The organism is Amycolatopsis sp. NBC_01286 (assembly GCF_035982555.1).
GTDB lineage: Bacteria > Actinomycetota > Actinomycetes > Mycobacteriales > Pseudonocardiaceae > Amycolatopsis.
This window is the reverse complement of sequence record NZ_CP108428.1, coordinates 9,230,435-9,247,445: the sequence shown is the minus strand read 5'-3', so window position 1 is coordinate 9,247,445 and position 17,011 is coordinate 9,230,435. Positions and strand designations below refer to the sequence as shown.

The following is a 17,011-nucleotide window of genomic DNA, read 5'->3' as shown; positions in this document are numbered from 1 at the left end:
CGTGCGTCCGTTGTCGTTCGGCCAGCAGCGCCTGTGGTTCCTGGACCAGCTGGAAGGCCCCAGTGCGACCTACAACGTCCCGTTCCCGCTGCGCCTGCGCGGCCGCCTCGACCGCCGCGCGCTGCGGCAGGCGATCGTCGACGTCCTCGGCCGCCACGAGGTCCTGCGCACCGTCATCCCGGTCGACGGCGGCGTTCCCGGCCAGCAAGTCCTGTCCACTGTGGACGCGATCGAACGGCTGATCTTCGACGTCCGGTCCGGCGACGATCTCGCCGAGACGATCGCCCGGCCCTTCGACCTCGCCGCGGACCTCCCGCTGCGCGTCACGCTGTTCGAACTCGGCCCGGACGAGCACATCCTGCTGCTCGTGCTGCACCACATCGCCTGCGACGGCTGGTCGCTCGGCCCGCTCGGCCGTGACCTGGCAAGCGCTTACACGGCGCGGCTCGACGGCGAGGCGCCGGACTGGGAGCCGCTCCCGGTGCAGTACCTGGACTTCAGCGAGTGGCAGCGCGAGGTGCTCGGCACCGAGGACGACCCGGACAGCCTGCTCTCGGCCCAGCTCGCCTACTGGACCGAACGGCTCGCGGGCATCCCCGAACGCATGGTCCTGCCCGCGCATCGCACCGGCGGCACGACCGGCGCCGCGGGGCTCGTCGAGATCGACATCCCCGCTGACCTGCACGCCCGGCTCGTCGCGGTGACGCGCGCCGCGCGCTGCACGCCGTTCATGGGCCTCCAGGCGGCGCTGGCCGCATTGCTGCACCGCTGGGGCGCGGGCGACGACATCGTGCTCGGCACCCCGGTGGCCGGTCGCGGTGAGGAAGCCCTGGAAGACCTCGTCGGCTTCTTCGTCAACACCCTGGTCCTGCGCACGGACCTGAGCGGTGACCCCGGCTTCGCCGAACTCCTGGCTCGGGTCCGCGACACCGGCCTCGACGCCTACGCCCACCAGGACGTTCCCTTCGACCGGCTGGTCGACCGCCTCGGCGCCGGCCGGTCCGCGCACCCGCTGTTCCAGGTCATGGTCGTCCTCCAGCACGACGACGGGACGGCGCTCACCCTGCCCGGCCTCGACGTCCAGCCGGTTCCCTTGGACCTGGCGACCGCCAAGCTCGACCTCAGCGTGGTCTTCGCCGAGCACGCGGACGGCGTCTCGTGCCAGTTCGAGTACGCCGTGGACCTGTTCGAGAAGTGCACTGTGGACGCGATGGCGGCCATGCTCGTGCGTCTGCTCGACCTCGCGCTGTCCGATCCGGACCGTCCACTCGGGACCCTGGAACTCGCGAAAGTCGAAGCTGTCGAGAAGGAAGCCGCTCCCGAGGCCGCGCCGGTGACGTTCCGCGGCGCCCGGACCGCCCGGGAAGAGATCCTCTGCGCCCTGTTCGCCGACGTCCTCGGCATCGACAGCGTCGGCCTCGACGACGGCTTCTTCGCCCTCGGCGGCCACTCCCTGCTCGCCACCCAGCTGATCAGCCGCGTCCGCACGGCGTTGAGCGCCGAACTCGGCGTCCGCGCGCTCTTCCGCGCCCCGACCGTCGCCGGGATCCTCGCCACCCTCGACGCCCAGGCGCCCGGCCCGGTCCGCCCGGCCCTCACCCCGCGACCGCGCCCGGACCGCGTGCCGCTGTCGTCGGCGCAGCGACGGCTGTGGTTTCTGGCCGGGATCGAGGGCCAGGACCGTGCGTACAACATCCCGCTCACCCTGGGGCTCACCGGGCCGGTCGACGTCCTCGCGCTGGCCGCCGCCTGCCGGGACGTCGTCACCCGCCACGAAACCCTGCGCACGGTGTTCCCGGTGGAGAACGGCGAGCCGTGGCAGCACGTCCTGCCGCCCGGTGAGGTGCTCGAAGTCGTCGACTGCGCGCCAGACGAGCCGGCCGTACTGGCCGAGGCGGCCGGGAGTGCCGCGTTCGACCTGGCCCGCGAGATCCCGCTGCGCGCGCGGCTGTTCCGCGCCGGCGACGAGTCCGTCCTCGTGCTCTGCCTGCACCACATCGCCGCCGACGGCTGGTCGACCGGCCCGCTGATGGCCGATCTCGCCACCGCGTACACCGCCCGGCTGACCGGGCAGCCGCCGACGTGGTCGCCGCTGCCGGTCCAGTACGCCGACTACGCGCTCTGGCAGGCCGACCTGCTCGGCGACGAGGCCGACCCGGACAGCCTGGCGGCCCGCCAGCTGGGCTACTGGACCGAGACGCTCACCGGGCTGCCCGACGAACTCGCGCTCCCGGCCGACCGGCCTCGTCCGGCGATCCCCAGCTACCGCAAGGACGTCGTCTCCGCCGACGTCGACGCGGTCACCCACGCGGCGCTCAAGACCCTGGGCCGGGACAACCAGGCCACGTTGTTCATGGTCGTCCAGGCGGCGTTCGCGCTGCTGCTGACCCGGCTCGGCGCGGGCGAGGACGTCCCGATCGGCACGCCCGTCGCCGGCCGCGGCGAGGAAGCGCTCGACGACCTCGTCGGCTTCTTCGTCAACACCCTCGTGCTCCGCACCGACACCTCGGGCGCGCCGACGTTCCGCGAGCTGCTCACCCGCGTCCGCGACGCCGACCTCGGCGCCTTCGCCCACCAGGACCTGCCGTTCGAGCGGGTCGTCGAAGAACTCAACCCGCCGCGCCTGCTGGCCCGGCACCCGCTGTTCCAGGTGCTGCTTTCCTTCCTCGGCAACGAGACCGCCGACGGCGGGTGGACCCTGCCGGGCCTGACCGTGACGGCCGGGGACACCGTGTCGGGCACCGCCAAGTTCGACCTCGGCCTGACGGTCGAGGACCGCCACGCCGGGCTCGGCTGCAGCCTCGAGTTCGCCACCGACCGGTTCGACCGCACCACCGCGCAGGACGTCGTCGACCGGCTCGTGCGCCTCCTGCAGGTGGTCGCCGCGAACCCGGAGTCGCGAGTGGACAGTGCCGACTTGTTGTCCGATGTGGACCACCGGCAGCTGGCGCAGTGGAACGACACCGCGGCGCCGGTCCCGGCCGCGACGCTGCCGGAGCTGTTCGCCCGGCAGGCGGCGCGGACGCCGGACGCGACCGCCGTCGTGTTCGAGGGTGACTCGCTGACGTACGCGGAGTTCGATGCCCGGGTGGACCGCCTCGCGCGGGCCCTGAGCGGCCGGGGCGTCCGGCCCGGTGACGTCGTCGCGGTGCAGCTGCCACGCTCGATCGACCTGGTGGTCGCGGTGTACGCCGTGCACCGCGCCGGCGCGGCGTACCTGCCGGTCGACCCCGGCTACCCGGCCGACCGGGTGGCGTTCATGCTCGCCGACGCCCGGCCCGCGCTGGTCCTCACCCCCGGCACGGACCTGGATGGCGACGGCCCGCTGCCCGCCGTCACCCCGGACCACCCGGCCTACGTGATCTACACGTCCGGCTCGACCGGCCGCCCCAAGGGCGTGCTGATGTCGCACGCCGGGATCGCCAACCACCTCGCCTGGATGCAGGCCGAACACCCGCTGACCGGCGGCGACCGGGTGCTGCAGAAGACGCCGTCCAGCTTCGACGTCTCCGTCCTCGAGTTCTTCCGCCCGCTGCTGGCCGGCGCGACCTTGGTCGTCGCGCGGCCCGACGGGCACCGCGACCCCGCGTACCTCCTCGACACGATCCGCGCCGAGCGCATCACCGTGCTGTACGTGGTGCCCGGCATCCTCGACGGGATCCTCGGGCTGTCCGAAGAGGACTGCCCGGCGCTGCGGCAGGTGTTCTGCGGCGGCGAAGTCCTGACCGCCGCGCTGGCCGGCCGCTGTGCGACCACGTTGACCGCCGAGCTGATCAACCTCTACGGCCCGACCGAGGTCGCCGTCGACGCCACCGCCCACGCCGTCGGCGCCGGACCGGTGACGATCGGCGCGCCGGTGTGGAACACCCGCGCGTACGTGCTGGACGGCCGGCTGAGCCCGGTGCCGCCGGGCGTGCCGGGGGAGCTGTACCTGGCCGGCGCGCAGCTCGCGGACGGCTACCTGCACCGCGGCGGCCTGACCGCGGACCGGTTCCTCGCCGACCCGTTCGGCGGGCCGGGGGCGCGGATTTACCGGACCGGCGACCTGGTCCGCTGGACCGCCGGCGGCGAGCTGGAATACCTCGGCCGGACCGACGAGCAGGTGAAACTCCGTGGCCTGCGCGTCGAACCCGGCGAGATCGCGGCCGTCGCCGCCGAGTACCCGGGTGTGCGCGAGGCGGCCGTCGTCCTGCGCGAGGACCGGCCGGGCGACCAGCGCCTGGTCGCCTACGTCGTCGGCGACGCCGACCCGGACGCGCTGCGGGACCACGTCGCGGCGTTCGTCCCGCGGCACCTCGTGCCGTCGGCGTTCGTGACGCTGGCCGAACTGCCGAGGACGCCGAACGGCAAGCTGGACCGCAACGCTCTTCCCGTGCCGGATCTCGTCACCGGAGCCGTGAGGGAACCGCGTGACGCCCGTGAAGAGATCCTTTGTGGACTCTTCGCCGACGTCCTCGGTGTCGAGCGAGTCGGGATCGACGACGGCTTCTTCGACCTCGGCGGCCACTCCCTGCTCGCCACGAAGCTGGTCAGCCGGATCCGCGCCGCGTTCGGCGCGGAGATCGGCATCGGTGACCTGTTCGACGCGCCCACCGTCGCCACGCTCGCCCCGCGACTGTCCACAGCGGACGCCGCCCGCCCGGCGCTGCGACCGCTGTCACGTCCCGAGCTGATGCCACTTTCCCCGGCGCAGCAACGGCTGTGGTTCATCCTGCAGTTCGGCGACGACACCGGCGCCTACGACATGCCCCTCGCGCTGCGGCTGCGGGGCGAGCTGGACCGGGACGCGCTGAGCGCGGCCCTCGGCGACGTCGCCGAGCGGCACGAAGTCCTGCGCACGATCTTCCCGTCGGTCGACGGCGAGCCGCACCAGGTGGTTCTGGCCGGCTGGCGGCCGGAGCTGACGGCCCCCGAAGCACGGCCGTTCGACCTGACGTGCGAGCCGCCCTTCCGCGCGTCGCTGGTCGCCGACGCGCCGGACGACCACGTGCTCCTGCTGACGCTGCACCACATCGCCGCCGACGGCTGGTCCATGGGCCCGCTCGTCGACGACCTCACCGAGGCCTACGCCGCGCGCCGGGACGGCCACGCGCCGGAATGGGCGCCGCTGCCGGTCCAGTACGGCGATTACACGCTCTGGCAACGGGATCTGCTCGGCGACGCCGATGATCCGGCGTCGCTGCTGGCCGCCCAGCTGGCCTACTGGCGGGAGCAGCTCGCCGGGATCCCGGACGAGCTGCCGCTGCCGTCCGACCGGCCGCGCCCCGCGGTGGCGTCCCACCGGGGCGACTCGGTGCCGGTGGAGATCGGCGCCGAGCTGAGCGACCGGCTGCGCGCGCTCGCCGGCTCCGCGCAGGTGACGCTGTTCATGGTGCTGCAGGCCGCGCTCGCCACCGTGCTGACCCGGTCGGGCGCGGGCGAGGACGTCCCGATCGGCACGGCCATCGCCGGCCGCACCGACGAAGCCCTCGACGGCCTCATCGGGTTCTTCGTCAACACCCTCGTCCTGCGCACCGACACCAGTGGCGCCCCGAGCTTCCGTGACCTGCTCGGCCGCGTCCGTGAGACCGACCTGGCCGCCTACGCCCGGCAGGACGTCCCGTTCGAGCGCCTGGTGCACGAGCTGAACCCGGCCCGGTCACTGGCCCGGCACCCGCTGTTCCAGGTGTTCCTGGTCCTGCAGAACACCGGCGGCGCGGAGCTGAGCCTGCCGGGCCTCGACGTCACCTCCGAGGTCCTGGACTCCGACGCGGTGAAGTTCGACCTCGGTCTGAACCTCGCCGAGCACGCCGGCGGGATCACGGGTTCGCTGTCCTTCGCCGCGGACCTGTTCGACCACGCCACCGCCCACGCACTCGCTGACCGGCTGGTCCGTCTCCTCTCCGTCGTCGCAGCCGAGCCGGACACCCCGGTCGACCGGATCGATCTCCTGTCCGATGTGGACCGCGGGTCGCTCGCGGCGTGGACGGCGACCGAGGCGCCCGTCTCGTCGGAGACGTTGCCAGAACTGTTCTCCCAGCAGGTGTCGCGGACGCCGGACGCGACCGCGGTGGTCTTCGACGGCGAGTCGCTGACCTACGCCGAACTCGACGCCCGGATCGAGAACCTGGCCAGGGCGCTGAGCGGCCACGGCGTCCGGCCCGGCGACGTCGTCGCGGTGCAGCTGCCGCGGTCGCTCGACCTGGTCGTCGCGGTCCACGCCGTCCACCGCGCCGGTGGGGCCTACCTGCCGGTCGATCCCGGCTACCCGGCCGAGCGGATCGCTTTCCTGCTCGACGACGCACGGCCGTCGCTGGTGCTCACCGAGGAGACATGTCTCACCGGTGAGGGGCCGCTGCCCGCGATCACCGCGAGCCACCCCGCGTACGTGATCTACACGTCCGGGTCGACCGGGCGGCCCAAGGGCGTGCTGATGTCGCACGCCGGGATCGTCAACCACCTGGCGTGGATGCAGGCCGACTACCCCCTCGGCCCCGGCGAGCGGGTGCTGCAGAAGACGCCGTCCGGCTTCGACGTCTCGGTGTGGGAACTGTTCTGGCCGCTGCTGACCGGCGCGACGCTGGTGATCGCGCGGCCCGACGGGCACCGCGATCCCGCGTACCTCCGGGACGTGATCCGCGCCGAACGCGTCACCGTGGCGCACTTCGTCCCGGCGATGCTGGAAGCGTTCCTCTCCGAACCCGGCTCCGGCGAAACCCCGCTGCGGCAGATCTTTTGCGGCGGTGAAGCGCTTATGCCGGCGTTGGCCGAGCGGTGCGCGGCGACGCTGTCCGCGCGACTGTCCAATTTCTACGGACCGACCGAGTTCGCCGTCGAGGCGAGCCATCATCCTTTCACGTCAGGAGAATCCGCTGTCCCCATCGGACGTCCGGTGTGGAACACCCGCGCGTACGTGCTCGACGGGCGGCTCGCCCCGGTCCCGCCCGGCGTGCCCGGTGAACTCTGGCTCGCCGGGATCCAGCTGGCCGACGGCTACCTGCACCGCCCCGGCCTGACCGCCGAACGGTTCGTGCCCGACCCCAGCACGCCCGGCGCGCGGATGTACCGCACCGGCGACCTGGTGCGCTGGACCCACGCGGGCGAGCTGGAGTACCTCGGCCGCACCGACGACCAGGTCAAGCTGCGCGGGCAACGTCTGGAGCTGGGCGAAGTCGCCGGCGCGGCGGCCCGGCACCCGGGTGTCACGCAGGCCGTCGCCGTTGTGCGGGAAGACGCCCCGGGGGACCGGCGCCTCGTCCTGTACTACACCGGTGACGCGTCAGGTGTCCGAAGCCGTCTCGCGACCGTCCTGCCGGAGTTCATGGTCCCGGCCGCGGTCGTCGCGCTGACGGAGTTCCCGTTGACCCCCAACGGGAAGATCGACCGTCGCGCCTTGCCCGTTCCGGACGCGGAGGCCGGCTCGTACCGCGCGCCGCGGGACCCGGCCGAAGAGATCCTTTGTGGACTGTACGCCGAGCTGCTCGGCGCCGGCCGGGTCGGGATCGACGACGGCTTCTTCGACCTCGGCGGCCACTCGCTGCTGGCGACCCGGCTGATCAGCCGGGCCCGCACCGCGCTCGGCGTCGAGCTGGGCATCCGGGACCTGTTCCAGGCGCCGACCGTCGCCGGGCTCGCGGCCCGGATCGACCACGGCCGGCCCGTCCGGCCCGCGCTGCGTCCGCGTCCGCTGCCCGACCGGATCCCGCTGTCCCACGCCCAGCACCGGCTCTGGTTCCTCAACCAGTTGCACGGCCGTGACGCCGGGTACGCCGTCGTCTGCGCGTTGCGGCTCACCGGCCAGCTCGACCGCGGGGCCCTGGCCGGCGCGCTCGCCGACGTCACCGGCCGCCACGAGTCCCTGCGCACGATCTTCCCCGAGCTGGACGGCAGCCCGTGCCAGCAGATCCTGGACGTCTCCGAGAGTCCCCTGGACGTCCGCGCGATCGCCGAGTCCGATCTGTCCGAAGCACTCGACGCGGCGGCGGCCGCGACCTTCGACCTCACCACCGACCGGCCGTTCCGGCCCGAGCTGCTCGCGCTCGGCGCGGACGACCACGTGCTGGTGCTGGTGCAGCACCACATCGTCAGCGACGGCTGGTCGATGGGCCCGCTCGTCCGCGACCTCTCGGCCGCCTACACCGCCCGGTGCGCGGGCGAGAGTCCGAAGTGGACACCGTTGCCGGTCCAGTACCGCGACTACGCCCTGTGGCAGCACGACGTCCTGGGTGATCCGGACGACGACGGCTCGATCCTCGGCGCCGAGCTGGCGTACTGGCGCGAGCGCCTCGCCGGGCTCCCGGAGGAGCTGGCGCTGCCGGCCGACCGGCAGCGACCCGCGGTGGCCGAGCACCACGGCGACTCCGTGCCGGTCGAGATCGACGCCGGACTCCACAATGGACTGCGGGAGCTGGCGCGCGACGGCGGTGTCACGCTCTTCATGGTGCTGCAGGCCGCGTTCGCCGTCCTGCTGAGCCGGCTCGGCGCCGGGGACGACGTCCCCATCGGCACCCCGGTCGCCGGTCGCACCGACGAAGCCCTCGACGACCTCGTCGGGTTCTTCGTCAACACCCTGGTCCTGCGCGTCGACACGGCGGGGGAGCCGACGTTCCGCGAGCTGCTCGCCCGCGTCCGCGAAACCGACCTCGGCGCGTTCGCGCACCAGGACGTCCCGTTCGAGCGGCTCGTCCACGAGCTGAACCCGGCCCGGTCGCTGGCCCGGCACCCGCTGTTCCAGGTGCTGTTCGTGCTGCAGAACGCCGACGACGCCGACCTCGAACTGCCCGGCCTGCGCGTCAGCGGCGAACCGGTCGCGGTGCGGACCGCGGCGTTCGACCTCGCGCTGTCGCTGCACGAGCTGGACCCCGGCCGGGCGTCCGGCATCGGCGGCGGGCTCACGTACCGCACCGACCTGTTCGACCGCTCGACGGTCGACGGGTTTGTGACGCGGCTGGTCCGGCTGCTGACGGCGGCGGTCGCGTCGCCGGACACCCCGATCGGCGGCCTGGAGCTGCTGGCGCCGGGGGAGCGACGCCGGCTGCTGGCCGCGCCGGATCCGGTGGACTTCGGGCCGTGGCGTGCGGTGCCGGACCAGGTGGCCCGTACCGAAGGCGTCGCAGTCGTGAGTGAAGACGGCGAACTCGGCTACGCGGAGCTGAACCGGCGCGCCAACCAGCTGGCGGGGTACCTCGGGATCGCGCGGGGCACGCTGGTCGGCGTCTGCCTGCCGCGCGGGCCGGAACTGCTCGTCGCCCAGCTCGCCGTGCTGCGGGCCGGGGGCGCGTACGTGCCGCTCGACCCGGGTTACCCGGCCGACCGGCTGGCGTACATGCTCGTCGACGCCGCCGCGCCGATCGTCATCACGACCACCTCGCTGGCCGCGCGGGTGGCCGGCACCGCCCGCGTGTTGTGCCTCGACACGGAAGCCGCCGCCATCGCGGCCCAGCCCGTCGAGGCGCCGCCGGTTTCGCTCAGCCCGCGCGACGCCGCGTACGTCATCTACACCTCCGGCTCGACCGGCAAGCCGAAGGGCGTGGTCCTCGACCACACCGGGCTCGCCCACCTTTGTGCCTGGTACCAAGGAGAATTCGGCGTCACCGCCGCCGATCGGGGCGGGCACGTGGCCGCACTCGGGTTCGACGCCGCCGTCTTCGAGACGTGGCCGCTGCTCACCGCGGGCGCGTCGGTGCACCTGCCGGCGCAGCGCGTGCTCGACGACACCGGCGCCCTCGCCGAGTGGCTCGCCGGGTCCGGGATCACCGTGGCGTTCCTGCCCACGCCCCGGCTGGAACTCATGCTCGACGAACCCGGGTTCGCCGGCCCGGACCTGCGGTTCGTCGTCGCCGGGGGCGACCGGCTGCGGCGGCGGCCGTCGGCCGGAGACGGCTTCCGGCTGGTCAACGGCTACGGGCCGACCGAGTGCAGCGTGATGGCCACCGGCGGCGACGTCACGCCGGACGGCGACGGGCCGCCCGGCATCGGCGGGCCGGTGCCGAACACCCGGGTCTACGTCCTGGACCGGCGGCTGAACCCGGTGCCGGCCGGGGTGCCGGGGGAGCTGTACCTGGCCGGGGCCGGGCTCGCGCGCGGTTACCTCGGCCGCCCGGGCCTGACCGCGAGCGCGTTCGTCGCGGACCCGTTCGGCGGGCCGGGGGAGCGGATGTACCGCACCGGCGACGTCGTGCGGTGGCGGCGCGACGGCGGGCTCGACTTCCTCGGCCGGGCCGACCAGCAGGTCAAGGTGCGCGGGGTGCGGATCGAGCTGGGCGAGATCGACGCCGTGCTCGGCCGCTGCCCCGGCGTCCGGCAGGCGGTGACGGTGCTGCGTGACGACCGGCTCGTCGCGTACCTGGCCGCGGATTCCGGCGTCTCGCCGAAGGCCCACGCCGAGGCGTTCCTGCCCGCGAACATGGTGCCGTCGGCGTTCGTCGTGCTGGACGACCTCCCGCTGACCCCGAACGGGAAGCTCGACCGGACGGCGCTGCCCGCGCCGGCCCGGGTCGTCGCGGCGGGCCGCGCGCCGCGGACGGCCCTGGAACGCGCGCTCTGCGGGCTGTTCACCGAGGTGCTCGACGTGCCCGAGGTGTCGGTCGACGACGGCTTCTTCGACCTCGGCGGCCACTCGCTGCTCGCCGGGCGGCTGATCAGCCTGATCCGCCGGGAACTGGGCGCGGAGCTGGGCATCCGGGTGCTGTTCGAGACCCCGACCGTCGCCGGCCTGGCGCGGCGGCTGGGTACCGGCACGGCCACCGGCACCGACCGCGACGAGCTGGCCGTCCTGCTGCCGCTGCGTGCGGACGGCGCGGGGGCGCCGCTGTTCTGCGTCCACCCGGCGGCGGGCATCGGCTGGGTGTACTCGGGCCTGCTGGCGCACCTCGACCGGCCGGTGTACGCGCTGCAGTCGCGCGGCCTGACCCAGCCCGACCGCCGGCCGGGCACCGTCGACGAGCTGGTCAAGGACTACCTGGAGCAGATCCGCCGGGTGCGCCCGCACGGGCCGTACCACCTGCTGGGCTGGTCGTTCGGCGCGCAGGTCGCGCACGCGATGGCCGCGCAGCTGCAGGCCCAAGGCGAGGAGGTCGGGTTGCTGGCGATGCTGGACGGCTACCCGCCTTCGGGTGCCGCGCCGTCGGATGAGCCGCTCGCCGCGTTGCTGGGCTCACTCGGCCACGACCTGTCCGCGCGGCCGGACTCGATGCCGCTGGAGCTGCCGGAGTTCCGGTCGATCCTGCTCGCGGAGGGCAGCCCGCTGGCCGCGCTGGCGCCGGGGGCGGTGGACGCGTTGCCGGAGGTGTTCGCGCACAACAGCACGCTCGCCCGGACGCACCGGCCGAGCGGGTTCGCCGGGGACGTCCTGTTCTTCCGCGCCACGGAAGGAAAGCACGCCGGTTCGCCGTCACCGTCGGCGTGGGAGCCGTACGTCGAGGGGCGGGTGGCGGTGCACGAGGTCGCGGCCCGCCACGGCGAGCTGATGCGGCCCGGATCGCTGGCCGGCATCGGCCCCGTGGTGGCGGCGCGGCTGGCCGAGTCAGGCTGGTCGTGAGTGGTTAGGGCGGTTAGAACCGCCCTAAACACTCACGACCGGGACAGCGCTGGTCCGCGCCAAGCAGGCCCGGCACCCCGGCCACCGCAGGCCAACCCCGCCGCACCAGAAGTCACACGCGCCACACCGGTACCGGTCGTGAGTGTTTAGGAGGGTTCTAACCCTCCTAAACACTCACGACAAGCCGCGGCAGACCCGGCAGCCCCAGCCGGCGGAGGCCTGTCAGACCGCCAGGCGGTGGTCCAGGCCCAGGGCGTTCACCAGGTCCAGGGTGCGGAACCGGGTGCGGTCCGGGCCGGCCGGGCGGATCAGGCCGTGCTGGACCAGGCGGCGGACGAACCGGGCGCCGGCCGCGGCCGGGATTCCCGTCAGGCCCGCTACGTCGACCACCGACCAGCCCGCGTCGAGGCCCGTCAGGCGGGCCAGGAGGGACACCTCGGCCGCGTCCAGGCCGCGGACCGCCGAGTCGAGGGTGTCGCGCAGGCCCGGCAGGTGGTCCGCGGTCAGGGCGAACGGGTCGGTCCGGACGTGCTCCAGCACGGCCGCCGGCTCGTAGACCAGGAACCAGCAGGCGGCCGCCTCGAGTGCGGCCGGGATGCCGTCGAGACGGCGGCAGAGCGCGGCGACGTCCGCGGCCGTCGTGCGGTCGAGGGTGAACCCCGGCCGGACCTGGCGGACTTCGCGGACCAGCAGCCGGACCGACGGCACCGCCGCCAGCGCGACCGGGTCGTCGGTGCCGGGCTCGGGGACGGCGAGCGGCGTCAGCGGGAAGACGCGCTCGCCGGGCAGGCCGAACGGCGCCGGAGCGGTGGCGAGGACCCGCAGCCCGCGGCATTCGCGCAGCAGGACGGCCAGATCGTCCAGCCGGACGCGGTCCGGTTCGTGGCCGTCGAGGACCAGCAGGGCCGGGCGGTCGCCGATGAGCACGGCGAGGTCGCCGGGCCCGCCGGTTCTCAGCAGCGGGTTCCGCTCGGACGACCACAGCACGAGGACGCCGCCGGACTCGTGCACGCCGCCCGCGACCTCCTGGGCCAGCCGGCTCTTGCCGACGCCGCCCAGCCCGGTGATGGTCACCAGCCGGTGGCTGCCCGCGGCCAGGAGGTCGTGGACGGCGGCGACCTCTTCATCACGGCCGAGCAGCGCGTCCAGGGGCGTGGGTGGTGGTGCCGGGTCGGCGCACCGGAGCCGCAGGTCGCCGGCCGCGACGTGGTAACCCGCCGCCTCGAAGTCGGCGCGTTCACGGCCCCGCAGGCCGAGGCCGTCGGCGATCAGCCGCACGGTGTCCCGGCGCGGCCGGTGCGCCCGCCCGGACTCGAGATCGCGGATGGCGCGAATGCTCACCGTGGACAGGTCCGCCAATTGACGCTGGGTGGCACCGCGTTTTGTGCGATGCGCCTTCAGCAGTTCACCGAATTTCCGCTGCACGAATCGTCCGTTCCTGTCAGCGCCGTTCCCGATCACGGGGCCCGGCTGTCCGGATGCGGTTTCCGCCATGGGACGAGCATCGTGAGCACGGCTATCCCGGCGGTATCACGGAGCCACTGCGGGGGCGATAACCCGGACGATAACGACTGTGACACCCACGCGATAGCGGCGCGATGCCGGGCTTTCCTAACGTCGGTGGGGCAGGTAGCGCAGAAATTCATCAGCTCACGAACGAAAAGAGAGACGACGGTGCGTATTCTCCCGGCCCTCACCGCGATCGCCGCGGCGGTTCTCCTCCCGGTCCTCGCCGCCACGACGGCCCAGGCGGCGCCCGCGGACACCCCGTGGACGGCGACGGCCACCGATACGCCCTGGAGCACCGCCCCGGCCGACACCCCCTGGGCGGCGCCGTCGGACACCCCGTGGACCGGCACCGGCGACACGCCCTGGACCGGCACCGCGTCCGACACCCCGTGGTGACCCCGGCCGTCGCCGCCCACGCCGTCGTGAGTGGTAATTCGGGTTAGAACCCTCATTGCCACTCACGACAACCGGCACCGCGCACAAGCCGGGCGATCCGGTCACCCAGGCAGCGCCTGCAGGGCCGCGAGGTCGGCGCGCACTCCGTCATCCGGCGCGCCGCCGGTGATCCGCTCGTGCAGCTCCAGCGCCTCCACCAGCAGCCGTTCCGCCGTGTCGCGGCGGCCCAGCTGCGCGTGGACCAGGCCCAGCCGGTGCAGGATGCGCGCCTCGCCCGCGAGATCGCGGGCCGCGCGGGCCCGGGTCAGCAGCTCCGTGAGGACCTCGGCGGCCTCCTCGTGCCGGCCCTGGCGCATCATCAGCCCGCTCAGCCGGTACCGCAGCTGGACCTCGACGCGCGGTGTCCCCGTCCGGTCGCAGATTCGCAGCGCCTCGGCCAGGTACGTCCCGGCCCGGTCCTCGTCACCCGCGTCCAGCTCGGTCTGCGCGAGCCGGCCGAGCACGTACGCCTCGCCGACCGGGTCCCCGGCCACCCGGAACTCGATGAGCGCCCGCTCGAACCGCGCCTGCGGGTCCGCGCCCCGAGCCTCGTCGACCAGGGCCAGGTTGCGGTGCGCCATCGCCTTGCCGTGGGCGTCGCCGAGGTCTTCGAACGTCGCCAGCGCGCGGGCGAGCGGCTCGGCCGCGGCGTCCGGGTGCGCGCGGCTGAGGTGCAGGGAACCCAGTGAGCACAGCAAAGCCGCTTCGCCACGGCGGTTGGCCGCCGCGCGGACGGCGGTCAGGGCCTGCCGGTGCGTGCGCTCCCAGTCGTCGAAGTAGCAGCGGTTCTCGAACAGCGCGACCATCGTGACGGCGAGGTCCCAGGCGTGCTCGTCCAGCTCGGCCTCGGCGGCCAGCGCGACGATCGAGCACAGGTTGTCCTGCTCGTCTTCGAACCACACCAGCGGGTCCGCCAGGATCCGGTCGACGGCGCCGTCGGGCGGCCGCAGCCGCGGCGCCGAGCCGTGCAGCACGGTGAAGTCGCCGCCGTAGATCCGGTGGTGCGCCTCGCACGCCAGGCCCAGCCAGCCGCTCGCGACGCGGGCGAGCGCCGCGCGCCGGCCGCTCGCCTGCTCGTGCTCGTCGAGCTGCTCGCGGGCGAACAGCCGGATGAGGTCGTGGAAGCGGTAGCGCGGGCTGCCGTCCCGCTCGACCGCCGAGATCTCCAGCATCTGCGCGTCGACGAGCCGTTCGAGCAGGTCGGCGGCCTGCAGCGGGTCGACCTCCAGCAGCGCCGCGGCCACCCACACCGGGAAGCTGAGCCGGTCCAGGGCGCTGAGCAGCCGCAGCAGGCGCCGGGCGTCGGCGGCCAGGCCGTCGTAGGTCAGCGCGAGGCTGGCGCGCACCATCAGCTCGCCGTGCGCGAGCTCGTCGAGCCGGCGGCGCTCGTCGGACAGCCGTTCCAGCATCCACGCGAGCGACCAGCTCGGCCGCGCGGCGAGCCGGGCGGCGACGATCCGCAGCGCCAGCGGCAGCCCGCCGACGAGCCGGACCAGCGCGGCGACGGCGGCCGGTTCGGCGGCCACCCGCTCCGCCCCGATCATCATGGCGAGCATCCCGGTCGCCTGGTCCGGATCGAGCACGTCGACGTCCAGGACGCCGGCGCCGGCCAGCCCGGTGAGCCGGACGCGGCTGGTCACCACCACGACGCAGCTGGCCGTGCCCGGCAGCAGGTCGCGGACCTGGCGCTCCGACCCGGCGTCGTCGAGCACCACGAGCATCCGCTTGCCCGCCAGCCGGTGCCGGTACATCTCCGCGCGTTCGTCGACCGAGCCGGGCACCGCCGGGCCGGGGACGCCGAGGGCGCGCAGGAACCGGCCGAGCACGTCGAGCGGGTCGGCCGGGTGGGCCCGGGTCCCGCCGAGGTCGCAGTAGAGCTGGCCGTCGGGGCAGTGGTCGTCGGCGATCCGGTGCGCGATGTGCACCGCGAGCGCGGTCTTGCCGACGCCGGGCTTGCCCGCCAGCACCACCACCGGCGTCGCGCGCCGGCCCGGGTGGCCGAGCAGCAGCTGTTCGGTCTGCTCGATGAGCGCGTCACGGGCGGTGAAGTCGGCGATGTCGGTCGGCAGCTGGAAGGGCACGACCGGCGGGTGCGCCGGGGCCGCGGGCGCCTCGGGTGCCGGGCTCCGGCGCAGCCCGGCGTCGTCGGCCAGGATCGCGGACTCCAGCCGGCGCAGCTCGTCCCCGGGCTCGAGGCCCAGCTGGTCGACGAGCAGTTCGCGGCCGACTCGGTAGGTCTCCAGCGCCTCGGCCTGGCGCCCGGCCCGGAAGAGCGCGAGCATCAGCCGGCCGCGCAGCCGTTCCCGCAGCGGGTTCGCCGTCACCTGGCTGGCCAGCTCGCCGATCAGCTGGTGGTGCCGGCCGAGCCGCAGCCCCAGGTCGAAGTGGGCTTCGAGGGCGTTGAGGCGCTGCTCCTCGAGGTGGCTGGCCTTGGCCTCCAGCAGCCGGCTGCCGGTGCCGCTCAGCGCGGGGCCGCGCCACAGCGCGAGTGCCGCGTCGAGCAGCCGGGACGCGTCTTCGAGCGCGCCCGCGCGGGTCTGCTCGGCGGCGGCGGAGACCAGGTCGGCGAACGTCCGGGCGTCGAGCTGCCCGTCGGCCACCAGCAGTTCGTACCCGGGGCCGCGGGTCACGAGCGTGTCGGGGCCGACGGCGTCGGCCAGCGCGCGCCGCAGCCGGGAGACGCAGATCTGGACCTGCGTCCGCGCCGTCGCCGGGGGATCGTCGTACCAGATGGCCTCGATGAGCTGGTCCAGGCTCACCACGCGGTTCGCGTCGACCAGCAGCGTGGCGAGCACGGTCTGCTGGCGGCCGGGCGGGATGCGGAGCTCGCCACCGGCGACGTCCCGGATCTCCAGGGGACCGAGGATCCGGTAGACGGGCTGCTCGCCGGAGGGCACGCTCGTCGAACTCACACTGTTCCTCAATGACTGTTCCGTGGCCGGGGAGGGCCGGGCTTCCCCGCCTCACCCGACCGCTCGTGAATTTCCCCCGGAACGGAAGTCTGTCTTCTGGGCCGTGATAAGCCCATAGTCCGAAAGCGTGAAGCTGTCGACGAAGGCGGTATTTGTACGCCCGCCGTTCGGCCCAGTCGTGGTTAAGTCGCCGACCGTCACCACCTCACCGTGCGTCACCGTCACTCTGTGCAGGGTGTGCCGCCGTCCGGGTCGGGCCGCGCGGAATCTTTCGATGGCGCAGCGACCCCGTAACGGCGCTATTCCGGGATAGTGCAAAACGGCGTCGGCGGTGAAAAGGGAACCGTATCCGTCGATGTCCCCGATATCGAGGTAGTGGTAGCTGAGCCGCACGTGGTCGATTCCGAGTGCGACGGCGCCGGCACTCGGCCGGGCGTGTTCCCCTGCTCCCGCAGGCGCCATTTCGGCGTCCCTCCACTGAGTCGTCCCGGGGTCGGCCCGCGACCGGGGCCGGCGGGTGCGCCCAGTCTGGCCGGGCCGGCTTGCGGGCCGCTATCCGCGGGCTATCCCGCCGATCGTTGCAGCCGGCCCTATTGACACGTATGGCAGTCTTTTTCCAACTAGACGGACAACGTGT

At 73.8% G+C, this 17,011-nt stretch carries 4 protein-coding genes and 1 pseudogene; 2 read left to right on the top strand and 3 right to left on the bottom strand.

Annotated elements, in window-relative coordinates; genetic code table 11:
* Window position 1: 1 nt before the first annotated feature.
* Window positions 2–11,518, top strand: a pseudogene (locus OG570_RS42280) (amino acid adenylation domain-containing protein); the annotation flags it as partial.
* A 222-nt stretch (window positions 11,519–11,740) separates the two neighbouring features.
* Here OG570_RS42280 and OG570_RS42275 read toward each other — a convergent pair.
* On the bottom strand, window positions 11,741–13,012 hold the full coding sequence (locus OG570_RS42275; RefSeq protein ID WP_442788229.1) for a helix-turn-helix domain-containing protein: 1,272 nt from the start codon (window positions 13,010–13,012) through the stop codon (window positions 11,741–11,743).
* Window positions 13,013–13,192: 180 nt separating this feature from the next.
* Here OG570_RS42275 and OG570_RS42270 point away from each other — a divergent pair, with 180 nt between their 5' ends.
* Window positions 13,193–13,423: a hypothetical protein gene (locus OG570_RS42270; RefSeq protein WP_326954352.1), complete on the top strand. Its 231-nt coding sequence runs from the start codon at window positions 13,193–13,195 to the stop codon at window positions 13,421–13,423.
* 101 nt (window positions 13,424–13,524) lie between these two features.
* On the opposite strand, the gene OG570_RS42265 is transcribed toward OG570_RS42270, so the two are convergent.
* Window positions 13,525–16,374, bottom strand: a complete 2,850-nt coding sequence (locus OG570_RS42265) for an AfsR/SARP family transcriptional regulator (protein ID WP_326954351.1) — start codon at window positions 16,372–16,374, stop codon at window positions 13,525–13,527.
* 51 nt (window positions 16,375–16,425) lie between these two features.
* Entirely contained in the window at window positions 16,426–16,836 is a 411-nt protein-coding gene (locus OG570_RS48510; protein WP_442788228.1) for a nuclear transport factor 2 family protein, read from the bottom strand.
* Window positions 16,837–17,011: the final 175 nt, after the last annotated feature.